Here is a 26,660-nt window from a genome sequence, read left to right on the forward strand (position 1 = left end):
CCCCGCACTGGAACGATCAAAGAACGACGGCTCTCCGAGCAGGCTTTCGGGGTGTCCTTTCAGACGGATCATGGGCTTGCTGACCGGCTGGCGCCGGAACAACGGTGATCGTCTCGATCACGTCGCGAATGGACCGAGCCAGTCCCTCGTGACCTGCCGGCAGGTCCTCGCCCACGAAGTCCGCCGACGTATCGATCAGTTTTCGGAACGAGCGGGAGTAGGCCAACACCTCGTCGTGGGGGCGCTTGCCCCGGAGGCGTTCGAGGTGCGCGGCGTAAAGGTCGCGTTCCGCGAGCAGATCGCTCGTCAATCCAATCCGAGAAACTTGTCGCTGAAGCTGGCGTCACTAAGCAGCAACTCGCGCGTGCCCTCAAGGACGACGCGGCCGCTCTCGATGACGTAAGCACGATCCACGAAATCGAGCGCGCGATGGATATTCTGCTCGACCAGCACAATGGTCATGCCGTCTGCTGCGATGCGTCTGAGGGCTTGCATGACTTCATCGACCAGCAGCGGAGCTACGCCGAGGAACGGCTCGTCGAGCAGCAAGATGCGCGGTGACGTCATCAAAGCGCGTCCAATGGCGACCATCTGCTGCTGGCCACCGCTCAGCTCGCCTGCGTTCTGCCCGTTCTTTTGCTTCAGAACTGGAAACAGTCCGTAGACCTTATCGAGGTTCTCAGCGAGGACACATCGCGCGCCCGGGAGATAAGCACCCATCTCGAGATTTTCGCGAACGGTCATTTCAGGAAACAGCCTGCGACCTTCAGGTACAAGCGCAAGTCCGTGTGTCACGCACTCGGTCGGCGATTTGCCTGCGAGCTGGTGTCCGAGAAGTCGTATCTCCCCGGACGTGGGCGGATAAAGGCCGATCAGTGCGCCGAGTGTCGTGCTCTTGCCTGCACCGTTTGCACCGAGAATGCCGACGCACTCGCCCTTGGCGACACGGAAGGAGACGTCCCACAGCGCCTGCAGGCTGCTGTGGGAGACAGAAAGATTCGAAACTTCAAGCATATTGGTCATGCGACGTTCGCCGGGCCGGTTCCGAGATAGGATTTCAGGACTTTGGGATCCTTAACGGCTTCTGCAAGCGGGGCATCGGCAATGACGACGCCCTGCTCCAGCACGATGAGGCGGTCCACGACCTGCGCGAGCGCCGAGAAGATGTGCTCCACCCACATGACCGTGATGCCGTAGGTATCGCGGATGTCCCGTATATGCCCGACAAACTGCTTCACCTCAGCGGGCGTCAGTCCGGATGCAACTTCATCCACCAGCAGCAGCTTCGGCTTGAGCGCAAGTGCACGGGCCAGTTCGAGGCTCTTCTTTTCCTGCAAGGTGAGTGAGTCGGCGCGACTTGACAGCCGGTCTTGAAGTCCGACGAACGCCGCGAATTGAGCGCTTTCTTCGAAGGCGGTGCTGAGCGCTTTGTTGTCCGCGCGATAGGTCAGCGCGATTGCGATGTTCTCGAGTACGGTGAGGTCGCCGAACGGGCGTGGATTCTGGAAGGTTCGCCCGACGCCGACGCGCGACACCTCGTCGCGCCGTAAGCCGTCGATGGGGCTGCCGTCGAAGATTATCGTTCCCGTGGGCTCATAGACTTTCGATATGCAGTTGAAGAGCGTGGTCTTTCCGGAGCCGTTGGCGCCGACCAGCCCGACGATCTCGCCCTGGCGGATTTTGATGTTCACTGCGTTGACCGCAATGTTTCCACCGAAACGCATGGTGAGGTCGCGGGTCTCAAGCAAGACGTTCCCGCGCTCGTTCGAGGTCCTGATCGGGAGTTGGCCTGCATGCAGCGGCACGACATTGGATGGCTTGCCAATGTCGCGGTGATGATCCCGCGATAGCAAGCGAACGAGTGGAATGTTCTGGGCAAATTGCGCCCGCAGCAATCCGCCGGGCATAAAGCGGCCGATCAGGAGGATAACAAGACCATAAACGGTTGCCTGCAAGATGGTTATATTGACGAGAAGCCATTGCTGCAGGGCGAACAGGATCACGACGCCGACAACAGGTCCCCAGCGTTTACCGGAGCCGCCGAGGAGAGCCATCGAGATGGGAACCAGCGCGACGTTCAGGCCAAACACCGTCGGCGGGTCGATATAGCTGAGCTGCCAGCCTTGAATGGCGCCCGCCAACGCAGCAAATGCGGCACTCAGCACAAGCACCGCGAGCTTGGCCGGGAAGATGCGGATTCCCACGATCTCCGCTGCCAGTTCATCGTTGCGAATGCTCTTGAGGGCATAGCCGAAGCGGCTGGATGTCAGCATGCCGGTCAGCAGGAACGTCACGACGGCGAGGATGAGAATGAGGTAGAACGCGGTACCCAGCACGTAGTGCGGCGGAAGCACAATTCCGTCTGCTCCACCGGTGACCGGAGTCAGATTAAAGGCAAGCAGTTCAAACAGCGGAAGCAGCGCGAGTGTGGCGAAAGCAAAGTAATCGCCGCTCAATCGGAACAGGGGAAAAGCGAGCAAGGCGGCGACTGCTGCTGTCAACACGCAGGCCACGCCGAGACACACAGGCATCGGCACGCCTCTGACGAGCAGAATGCAGAAAACGTAGGCGCCGAGGCCGTAAAATACGAAATGGCCGAGATTGACGTAACCGGCTTCGCCGCCAACCCAGTCCCAGCTTTGCGCGAGGACAAAGGCAACCAGCAACGTCATGCCAATGCTTGTTGCATAGGCAATGCCGAGCAGGGGAAGCGCCGCAAAAGCCGCGACAACGACAATTCCGGCGGAGAAAGCGAGAGAGCGGCTCGGCATGTCAGGCTCTTTTCCAGGAGGTAAGCCCGCGCGGGAACAGCACCAGGATCAGGAGGAGAAGGACGATGCTGATGGCCGGCGCCCATTCAGAGGACCAGAAGAAGGCCGTAAAGGCCTCGGCGAGGCCGAGCAACAGGCCGGCGATCAGCGCGCCAATCAGGTTTCCGATTCCGCCCAGAACGATGATGGTGAATGCCTTCACGGTCAGATGAAATCCGGCGTAAGGATCGATCGGGAACGTCATGGCATAAAGAACGCCGGCAATGGCCGCGAGTGCGGAGCCGAGACCGAACGTCATCGCGTGGACCCGGGCGCTGCGTACGCCGCAGATCTCGGAGCCCACATGATCCTGCGTGACGGCACGAACGGAGCGGCCGAACCATGAGCGCTGAAGGAAAAAATGGAGTGCGATCGTAAACAACGTAATGCCTGCAAGCATGTAAGCCTGCGACGTCGGGATCAGGATGTCGCCGATCTCGAAAACATCCGAACGGATCGGGATGTTGCGCGGTCGGGGGCCTGCAAGCCACGCGGCGACGTCGCTCAGGATGATCAGCGCGCCAACCGTCGTCAGCACGGTGCCGACCGTGGTCTGGAAGTGGTTGCGCTTGCGCAACGGACTGAGCAGAAAAAGGAAAAACCCGCAACCGAACAGAAAGAACACCGGAACGAGGATCACCAGCAACACCACCGGATGCCAGTTGAGCGCGGCATAAAGCACGCTGGCCGCGATGCCGGCGGTTGCGAGCAATGTGCCGTGCGCGAAGTTAAGAATGCGCGCCACGCCATAGATCAGGGACAGGCCAAACGCGAACAAGGCATAGAGGCCTCCGATGAGGAGGCCTCCAATGGCGACTTGTGCCACAATGTCAAAAGACATGATGCGGTCTTCACTTATTGCCAGCTAGGCGATGGCCAGCGCAGCTTGCCGGTTGCGGATTTCTGCGGCCACACGACGGCGACTTTTCCGTCCTGTATCTGGATCGTGAACGCGCCGTTCGTGGTCGGGAAGCCGGTATCGTCGAATACGACATCGCCGGTCGGAGCCTTGAACGTTCCCTTGGTCAGCGCTGCGCGAACCTTTTCGCGGTCGACGGCGCCGGCGCGTTCGATGGCCTGCACCATGACTAGATATGACGAAATGCGGCCCATGGTGAAAATGCTCTCGAACATATCGACCTTCGATCGCTCGAGAACCCGCTTGACCAGATCGCTGTAGTCACCGCCGATGCCGGGATACCACGCCAACTCGCCGGTCATTCCCTCGACATCCTTGCCGGTTTGACGGGCGAGCGCGCCCGTCAGCATGGTGTGATGAACGTCCATCGCCTTGATGCGCTGTTGGCGCATCTGCTGAACCAGCGGGCCGGAGACATTATCGAACGATGCGATGTAGACGATGTCAGGCTTGGCGGCGCGGACCTTCAGGACGATGGCGCTGAAGTCCTTGGTATCGGCCGGGAACATCTCGCGTCCAACAATCTGTAAGCCGGTGGCTTCGGCCTTCTTGCTCCAGGTTTCCGTGATTGCCTTCATCACAGGATTATCGTGGGTGACAAAGAAGATCGTTTTCGGCTTCGGCTGAACGTTCGCGATCATGTCGAAGTAACGTTCGGACCAGAGCGGCACGACTGGATAGGGCGTGCCCCACATGTATTTCAGTCCGCGTTCGTAGGCCGACTTGGTTGCAACATTCGCTGCCACCAAAGGAATCTGATTTCGCTCGGCCACTGTCGGCACCGGCAATCCCAGCGACGTCCAGTCGGGTCCGAGGAAGAAGTCGACCTGGTCGACAGTCGCCATCTTTTCATAAAGAGAGACTGCGGTGGTGGGATTGCTCTGGTCGTCATAGATGACAACCTTGACTGGCAGCTTCTTGTCGCAGGACTTGACGAAAATGCCGCCGTCCTTGTTGATTTCGTCGAAGAAATTTTCCGTCATCTGACGCCAGCGATCGGTGAGCGTCGAGAACGGGCCCGTCTCTGAAATGGTGGTGCCGAGCAGGATGGGGTCGGTGCAGCTTCCGACCTTGGCGGCTGCCGGCGACACAGTGCTGACAATGGCTGCAAAGAGGCTGCCGCAGAGCGCGGCATGGACAATTTTCATTTTTCCCCCCGAGATATTATTTTTCTGCTGCAAGCTATTGTCCATCGAACTATCAGCGCAAATAGTCATTTATGATGAACGACATCATCTGCGCTGATAGGGATGTTTCAGCGCGCTACGGCCCCTTCGTTGCGTGCATCGAGCTGAGGCACATCGATCTCCGGGTCGTTCGGCAATAGATCCTTGCGCATGTATTTGTTCGAGTTGCCGTTAAACAGCGTGCCAATCAAGCCGCGATCAAGGTCACTCGTCCCGAACAATGCGTCGCAGATCGGAAAGGTGAGGTTGAAGTTGCGGGTCTGCATGAATCCCAACACGTGATGGATATAGTGCATGCGCCGGACTGTGTTGATGAGCGGGACATACTTGAGAAACGGATAGTCCTCATCATCGAGGTGCGACAATGTGTGCAAACCCTCGTACAGGAGATAGTAGGCCGACATCGTGAATACGACGATGTAACCGGCGTTCGCATTGACCAGCAGGCCGAAGACAAGCGCGGCGGGCAGCGATGCGAGCACGAAACCGAGCGGCGCGAAAGGCGGAAAGAGAAGTGCCCGCCATTCCTTGTGCCCATCATATCCAAGATCGTGATGAGTGAAGAACTGGTGATGCACAGTGCAATGGCGTTTGTAGATCATCTCCAGTCCCTTGACCGGCCGATGCAGGATGTAGCGGTGTGCGGCCCATTCGATCCAGTTCCCGAACAATGCGATCGGAATGACCAGCCACCATTCCCATGTCGCGTTATGGATATGCTGCCAGCAATAGAAAAGAGTGCCGCCAGTAATGAGCAGCGTAAAGCAGAGATGGATCGCGCCGTGGTACCACGGCGGGGTTTCCTCGACGAACTTTTGACGGAATACTTGCTGACGGCGCTGTTCGCGCAGGTCACGGTTCTCATCCTGAAAAACGACATCCATTTTCATATTTTCCTCCAGACCCCGCTTTGCGCGGGAATTGACCGGAAGAAATCTAGAATCCATGCTAAAGGGCTACTTTGCACCGAGGCGGATTTTTTATCATTTCAGATGTTTCTTTAGCGTCGTCGTCCGTGTTTCGCCGATCCGCCATGCATGCTAGAATTATTCTGTGCTGCAGAAAGCAGCGGCTTGCCGGGGTACGTCTGTGACCAAGGCGTTGAGCATCTTGAGCGGAGCTTTCGGGCGAGTCGCTCTTCTTGATATGGACACCTCGCTGGTCGCCCATGCGCACCCTCATTGCCATCTGATCTTCAAGGCCAGCGGTCCCGATCAGGACTTTATCGTCGAAGGACGGGTATTCCCGTTGCGTTATGACACGGCCGTTGCGGTCAACACATGGCAGCGGCACGAATACCTGCACCGCGCCAAGCCTGAGCGAACCGTTTTTCTTGCGTTGTATATTGAACCAGACTGGCTCGCCGAAGCGGATGGCTCCTTTGCGAACTGCACGAGGCCGGGATTCTTCGCGCAATCCGCGATCTCGATCACATGCGAGATCATGCGATTGCGCGCGAAACTCGTGCGCCTTCTCCAGACGGAGCTTCATATTGATGCACGGCAATTGGAAAAACTAATTCTCGACCTCACTCTGGAGGTCGTACATGGCTTCTCAGACTGGCGTGCACAATCATTCGGGAGAGGTGAGCGGCACGTGGCGCGTGATTTCCGGATACTCAAAGCGCTTCGCCAGATCCACGAAAACACCGGGGAAAAAAGGCCGGACCTCGATGGCATTGCAACGGGGGCGGGGTTGTCTCGTCCGCACTTCAACTATTTGTTCCGGAACTGCACCGGCGTCAGTCCGCGTCTCTATGCAAATGCCTGGAGGGTGGAGGCTGCGGTGGGCAAGCTGCGCAAAGAGAGCTCCGATATCGGTGTGATTTCCGGAGATCTCGGATTCACTGCGCAAGGTAACTTCACGCGATTCTTTCAGCAGCACACAGGCGCATCACCCCATCAATTCCGACGCGTGATGGCGGAACTGTCCTAGCCCCGATCCGAAGGTCGGATCATTCAGCCCAAGCTGCCACAGCAGACTGAAATTCAAGGCGACGCCAGAGCAGTTGCTTGAAATCGGCGCATCGGAAATTTGCATCTGACGTGGGTCTGCGAGCACTCGCAGCGTCTGCTATCAGGATGAATGATCGAGAAAATCAAAATCAACTATTTGTTTTGATTGCGGGGCCTGCTTAGCCTGCGGAGCAAGCATGCGTCGCACTGCTCAGAAAGACAAGCTGGATGCAAACCCAAGGGCGGAAACAGATGACAGAGTTTTCGCAGGAGCACCTGGTTGCGGGCCGCAACGGCGAATTGGCCTAGGCGATGGACACTGCTCGTTTTGACGACGTCATTCTTGGTGCAGGGTCTGCTGGATGTGTCCTTGCAAATCGTCTCTCCGCCAATGGCCGCCGCCGCGTTCTTCTCGTGGAGGCCGGACAGGATACGCCCCCGGAGAATACGCCGGCGGAAATTCTCGACAGCTATCCAATGCCGCTGTTTTTCGGTGATCGCTATATCTGGCCTGGTCTCTCTGCCATGGCCGGGCGCACCGCAAGTGGTGGCGCCATCACACGGCCTTATGAGCAAGGCCGTGTGATGGGTGGCGGTTCATCCATCAACGTACAGTCCGCTAACCGCGGGCTGCCGCGGGACTATGATAAATGGCGTGATCTCGGTGCGAGAGGGTGGGGCTGGGAGGATGTGCTGCCCTATTTCCGAAAACTGGAGACCGATCTCGATTTCGGAGGCCCGTTGCACGGCGCAGACGGCCCGATCCCTATCCGGCGCATCAAGCGCGAGGATTGGCCGGCGTTCGGACGAGCAGTGGGAGATGCCTTTTTCGCCAGCGGATTGCCTTTCAGGGAGGATCAGAACGGGGAGTTTGACGACGGCATTTATCCGCCCGCGTTTTCCAATCGGGATGATCGCCGCGTTTCGGCGGCATCCGCCTATCTCGATGCCCGGATACGCAGGCGCAAGAATCTCGCGGTATGGACGGACAGTTTTGCCGATCGGCTTGTCATGCGCGGGCCTCGTGCGTCGCAAGTGGAGATCGTTCGCTCCGGTCAACGTATTGCAGTAAACGCCGGACGTGTGATTGTCACCGCGGGGGCAATACAATCGCCGGCGATTTTGCTGCGCGCCGGAATTGGCGCTCCGGCCGCGCTACGGGGTCTTGGCATCGATGTGCAGGTCGCCCTCCCGGGAGTTGGAGAGAATCTGCGCGACCACCCCGCGCTGACGTTCTGTCAGTTCTTGCCGCGTCACCTTCGTCTGCCGATGTCGGTGCGTCGCGCGAGTTTCGTTGCCCTGCGTTATTCGTCGCAGGTCGAAGGATGCAATGCGTCCGATATGTATCTTACTGCGTCCGCGCGCGCAGGATGGCATGCTCTGGGAGAGCGCCTTGGTCTTTACTTTCTCTGGTGCAACCAGCCGCACTCAGCGGGCAACGTCGCACTGACATCGCCGAATTCGAGAGCGTACCCGAGCGTCGACCTCAATCTGCTTTCGGATCGGCGCGATCTTGAGCGAATGATGGCCGCCGTGCGGCTGCTCGCTCGCCTTGTCGTTGTGTCCGGTCTCAACGCGGCGGCGGACGATTTCTTTCCGGCTTCGTTTTCGCCTCGCATCAAGCGCCTGAGCAGCTTCAATCTGACAAACAGGCTGTTGGCATCTGTTATGGGCGCAATGCTCGACGTTCCGGCCGCACTTCGCCATGTAATGGTGAAAACTATTTTGCTGAACGGTATTACTTTCAGCGATGTGCTCGCCGACGACAAAGCGCTTGAGGATTTCGTTCTGCGCAGCGTTTTCGGCGTCTGGCACCCGACCGGGACGTGCCGGATGGGTGACCCGTCGGATCCGTTAGCGGTCGTTGATCCAAACGGGAAGGTGATTGGAACGGAGAACGTTTACGTCGCCGACGCCTCTGTCATGCCGCGTCTGCCGACGGCGAATACGAACATTCCGACAATCATGATCGCTGAGAAAATATCGGATGCGCTGCTGGCAACTTAGCAGCTTCTCGCGCAGGCTCTTTTAGACGAGCAAGCTTCTGCGTGTCGCAACGCAGCATGTTTAATGAGACGGATTGGTAGTTTGTAAGAACGCTCGGTATCGCCGCAGCGCGCAACATCTTCGAGAACTTTTGCGAACGTGTCATCAAGAACACGGTCAGCAGAGGACGAGGGGATGGGTGTTTCGCTCCGGCTTGGACGGGGCGTTCGTCGCGACATGCGGGACTCGCATACCTTCCGGTCCTTCTAGACTTTTTGCTGTGGTCTCAAGTGCCGTCGTCGGCGCGAGCCACTGTGTTTGATGGAAACAAGAGCTCGCGTCAGCGGAGCGTTTGAGGGAGGCACTGTCATGACAAAGACCGCTGTCGTACTGGCGAGTCTGCTCGCTACCACAGCCATTACCGTTCCGGCTTTGGCCAACGATCCGATCAAGATCGGGGTGGTTACGCCGCTGTCGGGCACGTACACGCCGATTGGACAGCAGGTGCGTTGGGGGCTCGAGCTTGCAACAAAGGAAGTCAACGCGGCCGGCGGTGTCATGGGCCGTCAGATTCAGCTCATCTTCGAAGACGAAGAAGCCAACCCGTCAGTGGCAGTGCAGAAGGCAGAGAAGCTGTTTGAAGTTCAAAAGGTGGACTTCCTGACCGGCACCGTCAATTCTGGCTCTACGCTCGCGGTCGGGCAGATCGCTGAACGCGCCGGAAAGCTAATCGCGACCACGGTTTCGTTCGCGGATTCGATCACCACCGACAAGTGTTCGCCCAACGTCTTCCGCGTCAACGCGCGGGCAGGTCAGCAGGCCACGGCGCTTGCCGCGTGGGTCTCAAAGCAGAAGCCGAAGGCGAAGGTTTTCTTCCTCGGCCCCGACTATGAAATGGGCCGCTCCACGGTTGCGACCTTCAAGAAGACGATCGAGGGACTTGGTGCAACCGCGGCAGGCGAAGTCTTTGCACCGCTCGACAGCAAGGACTATACGCAATACTTCGGCCAGCTTCGCCAGGCCAAGCCGGAGGTGCTCTACACATCGGTGGCGGGCAACGACACGGTCCGCCTGTTGACCCAGATGCAGGACTTCGGCCTGCTCGGTAATCTTCTCGTGGTCGGTGCATCGGGCACGGTGACGTCACAGAACATTGCGGCCATAGGTACGGCTGCCAACGGCTTCGGAACTGGCGTCGGTTACTCGACTCAGATCGATTCGCTGGAGAACAAGAAGTTCGTCGATGCCTTCAGGGCGGCAAACAAGGCAGATCCGGATCTCTACGGCGCCGACAGTTACGGCCTGATCTATTTCTACAAGGCTGCGGTCGAGAAAGCGAAATCAACCGAGACGGACAAGGTTCGTGAGGCGATGAAGGATCTGTCGTGGGACACCCCGCAGGGCAAGAAGACCATGCGCGGAGGTGACCATCAGGCCATTCAGCCGATGTATGTGGTCCGTGTTGATGGCGGCCAGTTCAAGATCGTCGGGGACGTCGGCGGAAACGAAGCGATCGGCCCTGACGAGTGCAAGCGCTTCTGATCCCGAGATAGGGGTTGCCGCCGCTCCCGGCCTTTTGCGAGCGGCGGTCACCACATCACAGACCCATAGCAGTGATAGCGGATGTCCGGATTTCTTGAATATTTCCAGTTCGTGCTTGCTCCGCAAATGATAACGGGGCTGGCTCTCGGCGTGGCGGTGGTGCTTGTCGCGCTCGGCCTCACCATCATCTTCGGCTTGCTGGATGTCATCAACATGGCGCATGGCGAGTTCTACGCCGTTGGTGCCTATCTTGCGCTGGCGCTAGGCGCGTCCGGCATCAGTTTCTGGCTGCTCCTGCTGATCGTGCCACTGCTGATGCTGCCGCTCGGCTATATCGTGGAACGCGGACTTATCCAGCGCGTTTTCAACCTGCCGGATCGGCATGTGACCACGCTGCTTCTGACCTTCGGACTTGGACTCGTCATTGAGGAAGTCCTGAAGATCGTGTTCGGCTCCAATACCCAGCGCCCGCCGACCCCGATCGCCGGTGCGATCGAAATCATGGGCGTGTTGCTGCCGTCGTACCGGTTGTTTTTGATCCTGATCGGCTTTGCCATTGTTGCCGCGGTCGCAATCGTCATCAACAAGACCTCGCTTGGAGCCATGGTGCGGGCCGCCGCGTTTGATCGCAACATGGCGGCATCCCTCGGCGTGCCGGTTAAAAGAGTATTCGCGGTTACCTTCGCGTTAGGTGTGGCGCTGGCAGGCCTCGCCGGTGTGCTGCTCGCGCCGATCTATTCGGTGTTTCCGACCATGGGCCGCGACTTCATCTTTCTGGCATTCACCGTGGTGATTGTCGGAGGCATGGGGTCAATCGCTGGCGCCGTTGTTGCGGGACTTTTTCTTACACAGGTGCAGGCGATCTCAAGCCTGATCGTGTCTCCGGTCTGGAGCGATCCGATTCTGTTCAGCATCATGGTCCTGATGCTGGTGATCCGGCCGCAGGGCCTGTTCGGGCGGCTGGGTCATGGCTGACGCAAAAATGGGTAAGCCCCAGATCATCGACCGGCTTGGTCTTTCCATGCGTGCAAGTCACGTCCTCGTAGCGATCTTCGTTGTCGCGGCGCTGATATTGGCCGCGGTGGGTGCATCCACGGGCGACACTTTTTACCTTCGGCTTGGAACGGAAGCGTTGATCTTCGCAGGCCTCGCGCTGTCCGTAGATATCTTGCTTGGCTACACCGGGTTGTTGTCCCTTGGTCAGGCGCTGTATTTCGGGATGGGAGCATACATCTCCGCGCTTGTTCTGAAAGAGGTTCCTTCATTCTGGGGCGCGATGGCCGCCGTGCTTGTCGCTTCGCTTGTGGTCGGTACCGCAGCGGGATTGATCGCCAATCGCGTGCGAGGCGTCTACTTCGCGCTCGTCACATTCGGGCTGGCCCAGGTCGCGGCCCGCGCCGTCTACAACACACGTGCCATCGGCGCCTCCGATGGTCTTATCGGAATTCCGATCGTGCCTATCAATCTGGGCGTCGGAACCATTATGTCGAGCGCGCCGGCGAGCTTCTTTCTTTTCACGCTCGCTTTCATTGTGATCTTGTATCTAGTTAGCGCTTACCTGCTGGATACGCCGTTCGGCCGCATCCTTGTGGCGCTTCGCGCCAATGAACGCCGGGTCCCGTTCCTCGGTTATTCCACCCGCAATGCGCGGCTGGCGGCTTATATGCTGGCGGCCGTTGTCGCGGCCATGTCCGGCGCGCTGTATCCCATGCTGCGGGGTTTCGTATCGCCGGAACTGATGTTCTTCTCGACATCAGGCAACGCGGTTATCACGGTGGTGACCGGCGGCGTCGGTACTCTTGCGGGCGCACTGTATGGCGGGGTCATCTTGACCGTTCTGAAATCCGTTATCGGGTCGATGACCGAGCACCACCTCATCGTCATTGGTCTGCTGTTCATGGCTGTGGTCATTTTCCTTCCCAAGGGCCTGATGGGTGTCATAAGGCCGCGGATCGAACGCATACTGAGCGGAGAGTCGCGGTGACGGCTATTCTCGAAGTTGACGGCCTTGGCGTCGCATTCGGCGGCATCCGTGCGGTTGATGGCGTCTCTTTCGCCGCCGAGCGGAACGCGATTACGACGGTGATCGGTCCGAATGGAGCCGGCAAGTCGACCTTGTTCAATCTGATCAGTGGTCTGATCCGCCCCAATGCCGGCCGCGTCGTCCTGCGCGGCGTCGACCGCACTGGCGTCCCGCCGCATCTGATGCTGCGCGCGGGTCTCGGCCGCTCGTTTCAGATTACCAATCTGTTCTTTGAATTGACTGTGTTCGAGAACCTGAGACTGGCGGCCCAGCGGCTGGAGTCTGCAAGCCGGCTTTGGAGGCCGGTGTGGAGCAGCAAGCTTGCGCTGGCACGTGTGGACGCGTTGATCGAACGTTTTGCTCTCGGCCCGAAGATCGGCGAACTTGCGGGCGCGCTCTCCCACGGCGAGCAACGGCGGCTTGAAATCGCGGTGGCGCTGGCTGCGGAGCCCTCCATCCTGTTGCTCGATGAGCCGACGCAAGGAATGAGCCACTCAGACACGGCGGATACGGCGAGCTTGATCCGGGACCTCGCGCACGATGTGACAATTCTACTGATCGAGCACGACATCGGTATTGTGATGGATATCTCTGACCATATCGTCGTCATGCATCAGGGCAAAAAGCTCGCCGAGGGCGCACCGGCTGTCGTGCGAGCCGATCCGGCCGTTAAGGCTGCTTATTTTGGGCACGCATGATGTTCGGGATCGAGAACCTCCATGTCCATTACGGACTTTCTCACGTGATCCAGGGCATCACGATGCAAGCCGCACCCGGCGAGGTGATCGGTATTTTCGGCCGCAATGGCGTCGGCAAGACTACGCTGATGAAGACGATCGCGGGCTGGGTCGCGCCGAGCGGCGGCTCGATTGAGTTGGACGGGACGCGGCTCGATGGTCTTGAGCCAGATGAAATGTGCCGTCATGGCATCGGCTTTGTACCAGAAGACAGGCGGATATTTCCCGGGCTCAGCGTCGAGGAAAACCTGAAACTTGGTCTGAGGCAGCGCGCGGGCCGCTCACGTTCCGAGGAGAAGGCGGAGATCGATCGCATCTACGAGCGCATGCCGCGTCTGGCCGAAAGGCGGCAGCAAGTCGGGACGACGTTGTCCGGCGGCGAGCAACAGATGCTCGCGATCGCTCGCGTCATGGTGGGCCGACCCAAGCTCGTGCTAATCGACGAGCCCAGCGAGGGGCTCGCGCCGATGATCGTTGCGGATATCTTCGCCATCATCGAGGAAATGAGAGCTGCCGGTTCGATCATTCTGCTTGTCGAGCAGAATGTGAAGGGTGCGCTCAGCGTGTCCGACCGCTTCTATGCCATCGAGCGCGGCTCGGTCGTTCTGGCTGGCAATGCACAGGATGAAACCGACAAGGCTCGACTGATGGATGTCATCGCTGTCTAGCGCTCCGAATCCGAAGTTCTTGCAGCCCGTCGCGCCGGGCGGCGTCGGCGCCATCCGCAGGATAGACACGACCTGGTCCAGCGAATGCCTAGCGGTTCACAAGACGAGACGCCGAGGTCGCGGCCGTCTGAAGGTCTTCCGCGATGATGTCCATAACCGCGGTCATGGCTGCGGACACGACTCTTCGTGGATGCGTAACCCATGCGATTGTTCTGACGATCCCAGGCTTGCGCAGGCGATGGGCTTCGATCCTCCCCGCCGAGAGGTCCGGATAAAGCGCGATGCCAGGCAGCACCGTGATGAGATCGGTGGTGGCGATGATTTCACAAATGGCCGACAGGGTATCGATTTCCAGTCGCGGTTTCAGCGTGAAATCGACCTCGGCAGCGGTCGCGTCGAGGATGCGCCTCAATCCGTGACGGCGCGAGGGAATCACGATGCTGAGATCCTTCAGTCGCCGGTAGGGCACGACAGTGGGCAACTCAACCTTGTTGCTCGGACCGTAGGCCAGCATCATCTCTTCGTCGAGGATATGTCGTGCTGCTATCGACGATTTTCCTGGCGGCAGGTTGACGATAGCGATATCGAGCTGGCCGGTAGCGACCCAGTCCACCAGAACCTCGGTATAGCCCTCGCAAACGAGAAGCTGAATCTCCGGATACTGCACGGCGATTTTGGCCGACGACGCCGCGAGCGTGCTTTGCGCCGCGGACGTGATCATCCCGATACTGACACGGCCGGAAATCTTGCCGTCCAGCCGCGCCATCTCGTCTCTCGCGTGATCAACGTTCTGTATGATCGAGCCTGCGAGGCCAGCCAGCGTTTCTCCGGCAGGCGTCAGCGAAACGCCGTGCGCGGAACGGTAGAAAAGTTGCTTGCCGAGAGACTTCTCCAGCTTGGCGATCTGCATGCTCAAGGCAGGCTGCACGATGTTGAGTTGGCGTGCAGCACGGGTCACGTTGCCCTCCCGGGCAAGGCACAGAAAATACTGGAGTTGCTTGAAATCCATCCGGGCGCCTCCGCAAAGTGAGCATTTATATCATAAGTATAAATGATTGAAAAAATCAAAATCTATTATTTGTATTGATTAATGGCCCTGCGTAGCCTGATCGGTAAACGTGCCCGCCTTGTTCCGAGGCGTCGTGTTCAAACTGAAAAAGAAGCTCAAGGGCGGAATGAATGATCGAGTTTTCGCAGCGGCGTCTCGTCGTGGGCATTTCCGGTGCGTCAGGCGTGGTCTATGGCGTTCGGCTGCTGCAGCTGCTGCGCAATGCCGGCGTCGAGACCCATCTGGTCATGTCGAAGACCGCCGAGGTTACGTTTGCTTACGAGACGTCGCTGAAGATTTCGGACGTCAAGGCGATGGCTCACACCACTCATTCCATCGAAGATATGGCGGCCTCGATCTCCAGCGGTTCATTCCGTACCGCCGGCATGATCATAGCGCCGTGTTCCATGCGCTCGATGTCCGAGATCGCGTCGGGTGTCACCACGACGCTGTTGACGCGTGCTGCGGACGTCACTCTGAAAGAGCGTCGCCGTCTGGTTCTGATGGTGAGAGAAACGCCGCTTCACACAGGGCATTTGCGCACCATGACCGCGCTGTCGGAAATGGGGGCGATCATCGCGCCGCCGGTGCCTGCGTTCTACGCCAAGCCCGAAAGTCTCGATGCGATGGTGGACCATACGGTCGGCCGCGTGCTCGACATGTTCGACATCGATGTCGGCGTGGTTGAGCGGTGGGGCGAAGGCCTCGGCCTGAAGCGCCGTCCGGCGCTGCGTGGCGACGCCTCCTGAACTCCGACACCACGATCATGCTGAGGACTAGATGATGGTAGCCAGGAATACCAAAGCAGCGGCCGGCCACAACGCGACTCCTGATTTGCGAAGCTGGTTGCGGCAACTCGCTGCAACCGATCGTCTGGCTGTGACGCGCGGCGGATTATCGCTGGTTGACGAAATCGCGGCTGTCTCCAAGAGACTGGAGAATGAGAGTGCCGTTCTGTTTCCGTCGCCGAGCCAGCACGATATTCCGGTGGTGGCGAATATCTTTGCGAACCGCGGCTGGGTCGCAGACTCGCTTGGCATAGCGGCAGGCGATCTGTTGGAGCGGTTCCAGAATGCCGTCCGCGCGCCAATTCCGTGGGTGGAAGTCAAGGACGCCGCCGCGCAGGAGGTGGTTCATCGCGACGTGGATTTGCTGAAGCAGTTGCCCATACCAAAGCACAACGAGCATGACAGCGGGCCTTACATCACGGCTGCGCTTCTGATCGCACGCAATCCCAAGACCGGAATCCAGAACGTATCGATCCACCGCTGTCAGGTCAGCGGTCCCGACCGGATTGGCGTTCTTTTGCTGCCGCGTCACACGCTCCATTACTACAAGATGGCAGAGCAGGCCGGGGAGGGGCTGGAGATCGCGCTGGTGATCGGGGTTCATCCCGCTTGCATTCTTGCATCGCAGGCGATCGCCGCGGTTGACGAAGATGAGATGGAGATTGCGGGTGCGCTGCTCGGCCATCCCATCGAGATGGTGAAATGCCGCACCAATCAGGTCCGGGTGCCGGCTCACGCCGAGATTGTGATCGAGGGGCGTATTCTTCCGAAGGTTCGCGAGCCTGAAGGGCCATTCGGGGAATTCCCGCAGTATTATGGTCCTCGCGCCAATCGCGAGGTTATTCAGGTTGATGCGATTACGCATCGCAAGAACGCGATCTTCCACACCATCGTTGGAGGAGGTGCAGAGCATCTGGTGCTCGGCGAGATTCCGCGAGAAGCAACGCTGCTCGAGCACCTGCAGCGCAGCTTCTCCAGCGTTCGTGACGTACGGCTCACATGGGGCGGAACGTGCCGGTACCACCTCGTCGTGAAAATCGATAAAGCCAGTAATGGCGAGCCAAAGAACATCATCATGGGCGCTTTTGGCGGCCATTACGATGTGAAGCAGGTCATTGTCGTCGATATGGATGTTGATATCGACAAGCCGCACGAAGTCGAATGGGCCGTTGCGACGCGTTTCCAGGCGGACAGGGATCTTTTGGTTGTTTCGGGGGCGCAAGGTTCGAAGCTCGACCCCAGCAGCAACGGCGGTATCAGCGCCAAGATGGGTCTCGACGCAACAAAACCGATAGAATCGGAGCCGATGACTTTCAAACGCATTCACGTCAAAGGCCAGGAAGACGTCGATCTGCCCCGCGTGTTGCTTGACGATCCGAAAGCCGCGTTTGCGCGCATCGTCGGCCTGTAATTCCAGCAGTTTCACGCAACCGGTCAGCGAAACACCCACGTAAGGCGGGGAAGGGGAGAGGACGGAAACATGAACAGGCGAACGGGGGTTCTGGCGATGGCGGCAACGTGCGGGTTGCTGCTCGGGAGCTTTAACGGCGCACACGCGCAAAAGACCGAGACGGTCAAGGTTGGCGTCAACAAGGTCATCAGCGACGTTGTTTTCTACATCGCGCAGGAACGCGGTTTCTTCGACGAGCAAAAGCTCACCGTCGAACTCATTCCGTTTGATTCCGGGCCGCGGATGATTGCACCGTTGGCCGCAGGCCAGATCGATATCGGCGCGGGCGCCTCCTCAGCGGGCTTGTTCAATGCGGTGGCGCGCGGCCTCGGCGTGAAGATCGTCGCGGACAAGGGCTCCACGGCAATGACGTATGACTACATGCCGCTGATCATACGCAAGGATCTCGTCGATTCCGGGAGGGTCAAAACATTTGCCGACCTCAAGGGATTGAAGCTCGCTGCCGCAGGGCCGGGGTCGGCCACCAATGCCAAGCTCAATGTGGCGCTTACACAGGGGGGCTTGACTTACAAGGACAGCGATAACGTCAATATGAGCTATCCGCAGCAGGTGCTCGCCCTGACTTCGAAGGCGATCGACGGAGCTATCACCACAGAGCCTTCGACCAGCCAGGCCATCGCAAGCGGCGTTGCCGTACGGCTTTCCAAGGATGTGCTCTATCCGGGGCAACAGGTCGCGGTATTGCTCTACGGCAATGATATGCTGACAAAGCGTCGCGATGTTGGTCAGCGTTTCATGACTGCCTATGTCAAAGCTGCCCGCGTTTATAACGACGCGACGCATGAAGGGCGCTTCAGTGGTACAGGATCGAAGGAAGTTGTCGACCTCATCATGAAGACGACGGGGCTGACCAACCGTGAAATGTTTGACACCATGGTGCCGAACGGCATCTCGCCCGACGCGGCGGTCAATATTAAAAGCCTCACCGACGACCTGAAGTTCTTCGTCGATCAGGGGCAGATTGAGAAGCCCGTGGCAGTCGGCGATGTGATCGACATGTCGTTCGCGGAGACTGCGGTCAAGCTGCTCGGTCCTTACAAGCCCAGGTAAAAGCGAAAGACAAAATGCCCGTGGTTCAGATTACCCACGACCGGCTTGTGTCTCGACCAGAGACCCAGATCTCCTTGTCTGGCGTGCGAAAGCACTTCGGCACGTCGGGATTCGTCGCGCTTGATGGCATCACCATCGATATCCCGCGAGGACAGTTCTTTGTCATCGTCGGACCGAGCGGTTGTGGCAAGACGACACTGCTGCGGATACTGGCGGGACTCGATCAGGAAAGCGAAGGCAAAGTCGAGGTTCATCAATCCGATCCGTCCCGCCCCTCAAATTCGATGATCTTCCAGGGGGATTCGCTGTTTCCGTGGATGACCGTCTATGACAATGCCGCTTACGGTCTGCGGATGCGCAAGGTTGCGGAAGACAAGGTCGCAGATACCGTACGCCTCTGGCTCGAGCGGATCGGGCTGTGGCGTTTCCGCGATCGCTATCCCAGTCAGCTTTCCGGCGGCATGCGTCAGCGCGTCTCCATCGTTCGCGCATTCGCCAACGATCCCGAGATACTGTTGATGGATGAGCCGTTCTCGGCTCTCGACGAACAGAATAAGCTGTTGCTGCACGAGGAACTGTTGCGAATTTGGGACGCGACCAAGAAGACTGTCGTCTTCATCACGCACAGCGTTGATGAGGCGGTGACGCTCGGGGATCGCATCATGGTCATGACCGCTAACCCCGGACGCGCGAAGACGGTGATCGATGTACCGTTTGGCCGCCCGCGCAACGTTCTCGAACTGCGGCAAAAGCCCGAATATGGCGAACTCGTCTTCGATATTTGGGAGCAGCTTCGCGAGGAAGTCAATCGCGCGCGCCAATTGGAAGGTAATTCGCGATGAACGCTGGATCGAAAGGATTTGAGCGTATCATGGGGATAGCGACGCCGCTTCTGTTGCTGCTGGCATGGGAGATCGCAGGGCGCTTCGGCTTGATCGATGTAAGATTCTTTCCGCCGCCAAGCAGCATCATGCACCAGGTCGGGGTGCTTCTGGCGTCCGGCGAACTTGTGACAAATATGCTGGCAAGTTTGCGGCGGCTTGCACTCGGGATGTTGCTCGGCGGCGTGCCGGCCCTGCTTCTCGGTCTTGCCATGGGTATTTCGCGCCCGCTGCGTGCGGCCATCGATCCCTTGATCTCCGCAACCTATCCGATCCCGAAAAGTGCGATTCTCCCGCTGGTCTTGTTGATCTTCGGTCTCGGTGAAACCTCGAAGGTCGTGATGGTCGCGCTCGGCGCGTTTTATCCTATCGTCATCAACACCGTCGTGGGCGTGGTCAATCTGGATCGCATCTATCTTGATGTAGGCCACAATTTCCGCGCCAGCCGCTGGCAGGTGTTCCGCACGATTGCCCTGCCGGGTGCTCTTCCTTCGATTATGGCAGGCGTCAAGCTGGCCGCGGGAATGGGGCTGATCCTTATCGCAATCTCCGAAATGGTCGCAGCCAATGATGGTATCGGGTTCATGATATGGAACGCCTGGCAAGTCCTGACGGTTGACACGATGTATGTAGGATTGCTTGTTATCGCGATCCTTGGTTTTGTATTCTCTTTCGTGCTCGACGAAATTGAGCGCTGGCTGATCCCTTGGAAGTCGAGCGTCTGAGCAGGGAGGCTTGAATGTCGACGGCATTACGCATCGCGCATGGGGCGTTCGGCAGGGTTGCTTTGCTGGACATGGATTGTTCGCTGGTGCGGCATGCGCACCCGCACTGTCACGTTCTGCTGAAAGTCGAAGGAGCTGATACCCAGTTTGCAGTTGGCGATCTTGTGTGCCCTTTGACGGATACCAGCGCCGTCTTGGTCGATGGCTGGCAGCCGCACGCCTATGTCCACGATCCGCGCCGCCCCCGCACCTTGATCCTGGCGCTCTATGTGGAGCCGAAGTGGCTGATGGAGTTCCGGCCGGGCTGGGCCGCGAGCGGCTCTCCGGGGTTCTTTGGAAACCCGAGCGGCGAGGTGTCTCCGCGTATCCGTGAGCTCACGATGTCGCTTGCGGCCGCCATGATGACGCGGCCCGACTGCGTGTCCGACCTCGAAGCGCTGCTATCCGAACTCATGATTACCGTGATCGAACGCTTCACGCCCTGGCGCAGTTTTCCGGCTTCGATCAGGGATATGCGCACGCAGGGGGGCGACTGGCGCATCCGCAAGGTCGCACAGGCGATGCGCTCCGATGGCGGACGGACCACCAACATCGACAGGTTCGCCAAGGAAGCGGGCCTGTCCCGGGCGCATTTCTTCCGGCTTTTTGAGTCATCGATTGGCCTGCCTCCGAGGGTCTATCTCAACGTCGTACGGATGGAGCGGGCATATGATGCCGTGCTTCATCGGGATGCGGCGGTAGGAGAGATCGGCGAGCAACTTGGTTTCGCCGAGCCTGCGCACTTCACCCGCTTTTTCCGCAATCATGCCGGTGTGGGGCCGCGCGAGTTCCGCACCGTCTCGCGGCTTGCGAGTTGATGCTGCTACGCACAGCTACCAAATGAGACGGTTTGGTAAGTCGTGAGAAGAGCCGGTATGGCCTGCTCTCTGTTATCGCTGAAAAACACCTGTACGCGCGGCAAAACAAGCGCGATCAGGAGCGCTTTTCGGGATGACGCAACCCGCCGCAGCGGAAGTCGAACTCAATCGTCCATGGGTCGGTCGATCGATTCAACGAGTCGAGGATTTCGCGCTTCTCATGGGGCGCGGTCGCTTTATTGACGATCTCGGCACGCGTCCCGGCACGCTGCACGCTGCCATTCTGCGCTCACCTCACGCACACGCCGATATTGTCGCGATTGATACCTCAGCTGCGCTCAAGTCCCGGGGCGTTGCCGCGGTGCTCGTCGGCGAAGACGTCAAGAAGCTGACATCGAGCCTTGTAGTTGGCGTGAAAGCGCCGGTCGAATGCTGGCCGATTGCCGTGGGACGTGTCCGCTACGTCGGAGAGCCCGTTGCGGTGGTTGTGGCTTCCGATCGTTATCTGGCCGAGGATGCGATCGATCTCGTCGAGGTCCAGTACAGCGTTCGGCCAGCTGTGATTGATCCGCTTGTCGCCGTGCGTGCCGATGCGCCAGTGCTGCATGACGGTTTCTCGGGCAATGTGGCCAGCGACAGGCGCTTTCGCTACGGCGATCCCGAAAAGGCTTTCGCCGAGGCAGCGCATCGGATTTCCATCGACATCAAGTATCCGCGTAATTCCTGTACCCCGATTGAAACCTATGGATTGATCGCGGACTACGACCCTGCGGAGAATGCGTTCGATGTCCTCGCCAATTTCCAGGGGCCGTTCAGCATCCATGCAGTGATTTCCCGAGCGCTCAAAGTGCCGGGTAACCGCCTGCGCCTGCGGACGCCGCCGGATTCCGGCGGCAGCTTCGGTGTCAAGCAAGGTATCTTTCCTTACATCGTCCTTATTGCGGCGGCTTCGCGGGTGGTGGGCCGGCCAGTCAAGTGGATCGAAGACCGGCTCGAGCATCTGACTGCGTCGGTGTCGGCCACCAACCGCGCAACGACGCTCGCCGCTGCCGTCACGGCTGAAGGTAAAATTCTCGCGCTGGATTGGGATCAGGTCGAAGATTGCGGCGCGCATCTGCGCGCGCCAGAGCCAGCAACGCTCTACCGCATGCACGGGAATCTCACCGGTGCGTACGACATTCGCCATGTGGCCGTAAGAAACCGCGTCGTCGTCACCAACAAGATGCCGACGGGACTGAATCGCGGTTTCGGCGGCCCTCAAGTCTATTTCGCACTGGAGCGCCTTCTCCACCGGATTGCGATCGAGCTTGGTCTCGATCCGCTTGAGGTGATCCGGTTAAATCTGGTGCCGGCCGATGCGTTTCCGTATCGGACCGCAACGGGCGCGTTACTCGATTCTGGTAACTACCAAGAGGCGCTGATCCGGGGCGCGCGTGATGGCCAGCTCGCCGAATTGAAGGCGCGGCGCGACCAGGCTCGTGCGGAGGGGCGTCTTTACGGTATCGGCTACACCGCGGTGGTCGAGCCCAGCGTGTCGAACATGGGCTACATCACGACAGTCCTGACGGCCGAGGAGCGCCGCAAGGCTGGCCCGAAGAACGGCGCGCAGGCGACCGCGACCATTGGCCTTGATCCGGTTGGCGGTGTGACGGTTCACGTGGCGTCTGTTCCACAAGGGCAGGGGCACCGAACGGTGCTGTCGCAGGTGGTCGCCGACGTGTTCGGGCTGTTGCCGCAAGACATTCGAGTCAATACCGAGATTGATACGGCAAAGGACGCCTGGTCGATCGCGTCCGGCAATTATGCGAGCCGCTTTGCTCCGGCTGTTGCCGGCACCGCGAAGCTTGCGGCGCAGCGTCTTGCTGCGAAGCTGGCGCGCATTGCCGCGAGTCAGCTCAATGTGGATGCATCCGATATCGTATTTGCGGGCGGGAGCGTCGGCTCGAAGCACAATCCGGAAAACAAGATCTCGTTCTCGCGTCTCGCAGCGCTCAGCCATTGGTCGCCCGGTTCACTGCCGGACGATGTCGGCGATACCATTCGCGAGACGGTGTTCTGGACGCCGCCCGAACTGACTCCTCCGGACGACCACGATCTCATCAACTCATCTCTGTGCCACGGCTTTATCTTCGATTTTTGTGGTGTCGAGATCGACCGCACCACCCTCCAGACGCGTATCGACCGCTATGTGACGATGCACGACTGCGGCACCATTCTGCATCCCGGAATGGTGGACGGACAAATTCGCGGCGGCTTTGTGCAAGCGCTGGGTGCCGCGTTGTACGAGGAGTATGCCTACGGGCCGGACGGAAGCTATCTCACCGGGACGCTGGCGGACTATCTGTTGCCCACCACGACAGAGGTTCCCGAGCCAGTCATTCTTCATATGGAAACGCCATCGCCGTTTACACCGCTCGGCTCAAAGGGTGTCGGCGAGGGCAATTGCATGTCGACCCCGGTCTGCATTGCCAATGCGGTTGCAGATGCGCTTGATGTGAAAGACCTCACACTGCCGCTAGTCCCTGCAAGACTGGCTGAAATCGTGCGCGGCGCTGAGCCAAGCGCGCCTGCGGGACGGGCAGTGAGTGGGCCCAAAGCCGGCGGCAATGATCGTCGTCTGCGCGGCGAGGGAAACGCCAGCGTGAATGTGCCGCCTGAGCGCGTTTGGGACATGTTGCTCGATCCCGAAACGCTCAGGGCCGTGGTTCCGGGATGTCAGAGTGTCGAGAAAGTCTCTGATACGCATTTCCGTGCGGATGTGACGCTTGGGATCGGGCCTGTGACTGGCCGCTACCGCGCCAATGTGATGCTGTCGGACCTCGATCCGCCGCACGCGGTCACGTTGAGCGGCTCTGCCGAGGGCGTGCTCGGATTTGGCGGAGGTGAAGGCCGCATCACACTCACGCCTGACGGCAATGGCGGCACGACCATGCATTACGTCTATCATGCAGCGATCGGCGGCAAGGTCGCCAGTATCGGCGGCCGGCTGCTCGACGGCGCCACGAAAGTCATCATTGGACAATTCTTCTCGGCTCTGGCCCGTCAGGCTGAAGGCGGCGGGTCAGGGCGCGGCGGTCTATCACTTGTTGTGCGGCTAAAACGTCTGATCGGCATCGGATCATGAAGCCGGCAGCTTTCGATTACATTCGCGCCGAAGCCCTCGGTGCAGTGCTTGAAACGCTTTCCAAGGATGGCGGCGACGCGCGCATTATCGCGGGCGGCCAGTCGCTGATGCCGATGCTGAACATGCGTCTCGCCAAACCGAAAGTCCTGATCGACATCATGCGGCTGCAGGAGCTCGATCGCATCGAGGTCAAGTCGGGGACCGTGACGATCGGCGCCGGCGTTCGTCAGGCCAAATTGCTGGCGTGGCCTGATCTCTCCAAAACATTGCCGCTGATCTCGCTTGCGCTGCCATGGACAGGTCATGTTCAAACCCGCAGCCGGGGCACCGTTTGCGGTTCGATCGCGCATGCCGATCCCAGCGCCGAATTGCCGCTGATGCTGATTGCTCTTGGCGGTGAAGTGCATCTGCGCAGCAGCAAGAAGCGCCGTCGCCTTCCCGCGAAGGAGTTTTTTGCCGGCATGATGGCAACCGGGAAAGCCAGCGACGAAATGATCGAGGCGGTGTCGTTCCCGGCTGGAACGGCGCGATGCGCATTCCGCGAGGTAGCGCGCCGCCACGGCGATTTCGCCATCGTGTGCTGCGCGGCCGTCGCGACGAAGGATGGCGTGCGCCTGTCGGTTGGCGGTGTCGCCGACGTGCCGACGGCGCGTGACTGGCCGCGCCTGGAAGGCAGCGCTCTCGAGGACGCCCTGAACGCCTTTGCCTACGAACTCGAAGCCCGCGACGACGTTCACGCAACGGCACGCTATCGGCGTGATCTCGTGCGCAGCATCGGCCGAGATCTGGTGCTGGAGGTGCTGAAATGACCCACCTGCCATCGACGGCACATCACCCGATCCGATTTACCCTCAATGGCAAGTCTGTCGAAGGCGAGGCGGAGCCCCGTATGCTGTTGACGGATTTTCTGCGTCAGAGTATCGGCGCAACGGGCACGCATGTGGGGTGCGAACACGGCGTCTGCGGCGCCTGTACGATTGAGATCGACGGTATGCTCGGGCGTGCGTGCCTCACATTGGCCGTCCAGATCGACGGCTGTGATCTGCGAACCGTCGAAGGTCTCGCGCCGGCGATGGACCGGCTCGGTATTCTGCAGGCCGCCTTCCAGCGAAATCATGCGTTGCAGTGCGGATTCTGCACTGCCGGTATTCTCATTTCGCTGGACCATTTCCTGCGTCGCCATCCATCGCCAAACGAGAGTGAAATTCGCGATGTCCTCAGCGGTCATCTATGCCGCTGTACGGGCTACACGCCAATCATCAAGGCCGCGCTCGAAGCCGCGGAGGAACTCGCGAATCAATGAAGGAGCGAGAAAGTAGATGCTTGATCTCGGAAGCAGCTTTATAGCCAGCGTGGCGCGCGATCCCGGTGCTGTTGCCATCGTCGATGGCAGCCTGCGCTTGACCTATCGCGAGTGGTACAGCCGTATTTCGGCGCTCGTCATGTCATTTGACCGGATCGGGCTAAAACCCGGCGATCATCTCGTTACGGTGCTTCAGAACCGTTGGGAAGCGGCGACCATCCATTGGGCGTGCCAGTTGGCGGGTATCGTCATCACCCCGATCAACTGGCGCGCAAAGGCCGACGAAATCGATTATTGCGTCGAGAACTCGCAATCCTGCGCGCTCGTCTATCAGGACGTTTCAGCGGAGGCCGTTCGGGACTCGAAAATGGCGCGGCGGCTGCGGCGTATTTCTGTCGATGTAGCTACGACGGATCAGAACGAGATTCCGTTCGAAAGCATGATCACCGGCGATGTGCCGGACGTGACTCAGCGTGTGAGCGCTGATGCCTGGTCGATCATGTTGTATACGTCGGGTACGACATCGAAGCCAAGGGGCGTGCCGCGCCGCCATCGTGCGGAGCGCGCTGCCGGGGTCGCCCATGTGGCCCAGAATCTGTATCGCCGTGGCGAGCGGACGCTCGGCGTCATGCCGCTGTATCACACGATGGGTGTTCGCTCGCTAATCTCTATGTCCCTGATCGGCGGCACGTTCGTTTGTCTTCCGCGCTATGACGCACTTCAGGCGCTCAAACTGATTGAGGCCGAGAAAATCGATAATCTCTATCTCGTGCCGACGCTTTATCACGATCTAGTCCATCATGAGGCGTTTGAAAAAACCAACGTCTCGACAGTGCGCAAGCTCGGCTTTGCAGGTGCGTCGATGACGGACGGTCTGCTCAAGAAGCTCGACGAGCAATTTAAGCCGGACCTTTTTGTCAATCACTACGGCAGCTCCGAAGTCTATACCTTCACCATCGACCAGAACGCAGTTGCCAAGCCTGGCTCCGCGGGCAAAGCCGGGATCAATCAGCACATCCGGGTGGCGAAGCTGAATGCACGGTCCGTCAGCGATCTGGCGGACGTTGACCAAGAAGGTGAGATTATTGCGTTGCTGGCCAGCGACGAGGCTTTCGAGGGTTATTGGCACCGTCCCGATGCGGATGAAAAGTCGTTGCGTGAGGGCTGGTACTTCACGGGCGACACGGGCTTCATGGATAAGGATGGTGATCTGTTCGTGACCGGCCGTGTCGATGACATGATCATTACCGGCGGTGAAAACGTATCGCCTGTTGAGATCGAAAGCTGCCTGTCGCTTCATCCGGCGGTCTCCGAAGTCGCGGTGGTAGGCCTGCCCGATGAAAAATGGGGAAAGATCGTCACCGCCTTCGTGAAGCGAAATGCCCAGGTGTCGGAGAAAGACCTCGAACAGTTCTGTCAGACATCGGGTCTTGCGAACTTCAAGCGGCCGCGGCGGTTTGTGTTCGTCGATGCCATTCCGAAATCACCGGTCGGGAAGCTGCTGCGCAGATTGCTCGTCGCCGGCGAGTACGACCTCGAACGGTTTCCGCCGTCGAGTACGACTTGATTCTTAGTTTTAAACAGAA

General features: G+C 59.2%; 24 protein-coding genes. 17 read left to right on the forward strand and 7 right to left on the reverse strand.

Going from position 1 to position 26,660, the window contains the following annotated elements; genetic code table 11:
* Nucleotides 1-16: 16 nt before the first annotated feature.
* From HMPREF9695_RS01045 to HMPREF9695_RS01070, 6 genes are all read right to left on the reverse strand, one after another.
* The gene (locus tag HMPREF9695_RS01045; protein WP_006018902.1) at nt 17-310 is read right to left on the reverse strand and encodes a hypothetical protein; all 294 of its coding nucleotides are present in this window, start codon (nt 308-310) and stop codon (nt 17-19) included.
* Nucleotides 307-1,023: an ABC transporter ATP-binding protein gene (locus HMPREF9695_RS01050; protein WP_006018903.1), complete on the reverse strand. Its 717-nt coding sequence runs from the start codon at nt 1,021-1,023 to the stop codon at nt 307-309. The genes HMPREF9695_RS01045 and HMPREF9695_RS01050 overlap by 4 nt, the downstream gene beginning before the upstream one ends.
* Nucleotides 1,020-2,771: a branched-chain amino acid ABC transporter ATP-binding protein/permease gene (locus tag HMPREF9695_RS01055; protein WP_006018904.1), complete on the reverse strand. Its 1,752-nt coding sequence runs from the start codon at nt 2,769-2,771 to the stop codon at nt 1,020-1,022. Before HMPREF9695_RS01055 ends, HMPREF9695_RS01050 begins: the two co-directional genes overlap by 4 nt.
* Before the next feature lies 1 nt (nt 2,772).
* Nucleotides 2,773-3,651 (reverse strand): branched-chain amino acid ABC transporter permease, encoded by an 879-nt coding sequence (locus HMPREF9695_RS01060; RefSeq protein ID WP_006018905.1) that lies wholly within the window; start codon nt 3,649-3,651, stop codon nt 2,773-2,775.
* 14 nt (nt 3,652-3,665) lie between these two features.
* Nucleotides 3,666-4,877, reverse strand: a complete 1,212-nt coding sequence (locus tag HMPREF9695_RS01065; RefSeq protein WP_006018906.1) for an amino acid ABC transporter substrate-binding protein — start codon at nt 4,875-4,877, stop codon at nt 3,666-3,668.
* A gap of 107 nt (nt 4,878-4,984) precedes the next feature.
* Nucleotides 4,985-5,800 carry a sterol desaturase family protein gene (locus HMPREF9695_RS01070; protein ID WP_051054984.1) on the reverse strand — a complete coding sequence of 272 codons (816 nt, stop codon included), beginning with the start codon at nt 5,798-5,800 and terminating at the stop codon, nt 4,985-4,987.
* 205 nt (nt 5,801-6,005) lie between these two features.
* Here HMPREF9695_RS01070 and HMPREF9695_RS01075 point away from each other — a divergent pair, with 205 nt between their 5' ends.
* From HMPREF9695_RS01075 to HMPREF9695_RS01105, 7 genes are all read left to right on the forward strand, one after another.
* Entirely contained in the window at nt 6,006-6,851 is an 846-nt protein-coding gene (locus HMPREF9695_RS01075; protein WP_041711757.1) for an AraC family transcriptional regulator, read from the forward strand.
* A 332-nt stretch (nt 6,852-7,183) separates the two neighbouring features.
* On the forward strand, nt 7,184-8,878 hold the full coding sequence (locus tag HMPREF9695_RS01080; protein WP_006018909.1) for a GMC family oxidoreductase: 1,695 nt from the start codon (nt 7,184-7,186) through the stop codon (nt 8,876-8,878).
* Nucleotides 8,879-9,226: 348 nt separating this feature from the next.
* Nucleotides 9,227-10,399 (forward strand): ABC transporter substrate-binding protein, encoded by a 1,173-nt coding sequence (locus tag HMPREF9695_RS01085; protein WP_006018910.1) that lies wholly within the window; start codon nt 9,227-9,229, stop codon nt 10,397-10,399.
* Between the two features lie 81 nt (nt 10,400-10,480).
* Nucleotides 10,481-11,374 (forward strand): branched-chain amino acid ABC transporter permease, encoded by an 894-nt coding sequence (locus HMPREF9695_RS01090; protein WP_006018911.1) that lies wholly within the window; start codon nt 10,481-10,483, stop codon nt 11,372-11,374.
* A complete protein-coding gene (locus HMPREF9695_RS01095; RefSeq protein WP_006018912.1) occupies nt 11,367-12,383 on the forward strand; it encodes a branched-chain amino acid ABC transporter permease in 1,017 nt (338 codons plus the stop codon). The genes HMPREF9695_RS01090 and HMPREF9695_RS01095 overlap by 8 nt, the downstream gene beginning before the upstream one ends.
* Complete coding sequence (locus HMPREF9695_RS01100; RefSeq protein WP_006018913.1) at nt 12,380-13,120, forward strand: ABC transporter ATP-binding protein; 741 nt, start codon at nt 12,380-12,382, stop codon at nt 13,118-13,120. The genes HMPREF9695_RS01095 and HMPREF9695_RS01100 overlap by 4 nt, the downstream gene beginning before the upstream one ends.
* Nucleotides 13,120-13,827 carry an ABC transporter ATP-binding protein gene (locus HMPREF9695_RS01105; RefSeq protein WP_041711758.1) on the forward strand — a complete coding sequence of 236 codons (708 nt, stop codon included), beginning with the start codon at nt 13,120-13,122 and terminating at the stop codon, nt 13,825-13,827. Before HMPREF9695_RS01100 ends, HMPREF9695_RS01105 begins: the two co-directional genes overlap by 1 nt.
* 88 nt (nt 13,828-13,915) lie before the next feature.
* Here the strand turns inward: HMPREF9695_RS01105 and HMPREF9695_RS01110 are convergent, their stop codons facing one another.
* Nucleotides 13,916-14,836 (reverse strand): LysR family transcriptional regulator, encoded by a 921-nt coding sequence (locus HMPREF9695_RS01110; RefSeq protein WP_006018915.1) that lies wholly within the window; start codon nt 14,834-14,836, stop codon nt 13,916-13,918.
* Nucleotides 14,837-15,006: 170 nt separating this feature from the next.
* Here HMPREF9695_RS01110 and HMPREF9695_RS01115 point away from each other — a divergent pair, with 170 nt between their 5' ends.
* From HMPREF9695_RS01115 to HMPREF9695_RS01160, 10 genes are all read left to right on the forward strand, one after another.
* Nucleotides 15,007-15,624, forward strand: coding sequence for a UbiX family flavin prenyltransferase (locus tag HMPREF9695_RS01115; protein ID WP_006018916.1), 618 nt, complete (start codon nt 15,007-15,009; stop codon nt 15,622-15,624).
* Between the two features lie 34 nt (nt 15,625-15,658).
* Nucleotides 15,659-17,074, forward strand: a complete 1,416-nt coding sequence (locus HMPREF9695_RS01120) for a UbiD family decarboxylase (RefSeq protein ID WP_006018917.1) — start codon at nt 15,659-15,661, stop codon at nt 17,072-17,074.
* Nucleotides 17,075-17,143: 69 nt separating this feature from the next.
* Nucleotides 17,144-18,184: an ABC transporter substrate-binding protein gene (locus tag HMPREF9695_RS01125; RefSeq protein ID WP_006018918.1), complete on the forward strand. Its 1,041-nt coding sequence runs from the start codon at nt 17,144-17,146 to the stop codon at nt 18,182-18,184.
* Nucleotides 18,185-18,198: 14 nt separating this feature from the next.
* A complete protein-coding gene (locus HMPREF9695_RS01130; RefSeq protein ID WP_006018919.1) occupies nt 18,199-19,026 on the forward strand; it encodes an ABC transporter ATP-binding protein in 828 nt (275 codons plus the stop codon).
* 53 nt (nt 19,027-19,079) lie between these two features.
* Nucleotides 19,080-19,790 (forward strand): ABC transporter permease, encoded by a 711-nt coding sequence (locus tag HMPREF9695_RS01135; protein WP_245258690.1) that lies wholly within the window; start codon nt 19,080-19,082, stop codon nt 19,788-19,790.
* Between the two features lie 14 nt (nt 19,791-19,804).
* Nucleotides 19,805-20,647 carry an AraC family transcriptional regulator gene (locus HMPREF9695_RS01140; RefSeq protein WP_006018921.1) on the forward strand — a complete coding sequence of 281 codons (843 nt, stop codon included), beginning with the start codon at nt 19,805-19,807 and terminating at the stop codon, nt 20,645-20,647.
* A 133-nt stretch (nt 20,648-20,780) separates the two neighbouring features.
* Nucleotides 20,781-23,771, forward strand: coding sequence for a xanthine dehydrogenase family protein molybdopterin-binding subunit (locus HMPREF9695_RS01145; RefSeq protein WP_006018922.1), 2,991 nt, complete (start codon nt 20,781-20,783; stop codon nt 23,769-23,771).
* Entirely contained in the window at nt 23,768-24,580 is an 813-nt protein-coding gene (locus tag HMPREF9695_RS01150) for an FAD binding domain-containing protein (protein ID WP_006018923.1), read from the forward strand. The genes HMPREF9695_RS01145 and HMPREF9695_RS01150 overlap by 4 nt, the downstream gene beginning before the upstream one ends.
* Nucleotides 24,577-25,074: a (2Fe-2S)-binding protein gene (locus tag HMPREF9695_RS01155; protein WP_006018924.1), complete on the forward strand. Its 498-nt coding sequence runs from the start codon at nt 24,577-24,579 to the stop codon at nt 25,072-25,074. The genes HMPREF9695_RS01150 and HMPREF9695_RS01155 overlap by 4 nt, the downstream gene beginning before the upstream one ends.
* A 16-nt stretch (nt 25,075-25,090) precedes the next feature.
* Complete coding sequence (locus HMPREF9695_RS01160; protein ID WP_006018925.1) at nt 25,091-26,641, forward strand: AMP-binding protein; 1,551 nt, start codon at nt 25,091-25,093, stop codon at nt 26,639-26,641.
* Nucleotides 26,642-26,660 lie beyond the last annotated feature (19 nt).

Origin of the sequence: Afipia broomeae ATCC 49717, assembly GCF_000314675.2 — a bacterium.
Taxonomy (GTDB): Bacteria; Pseudomonadota; Alphaproteobacteria; order Rhizobiales; family Xanthobacteraceae; genus Afipia; species Afipia broomeae.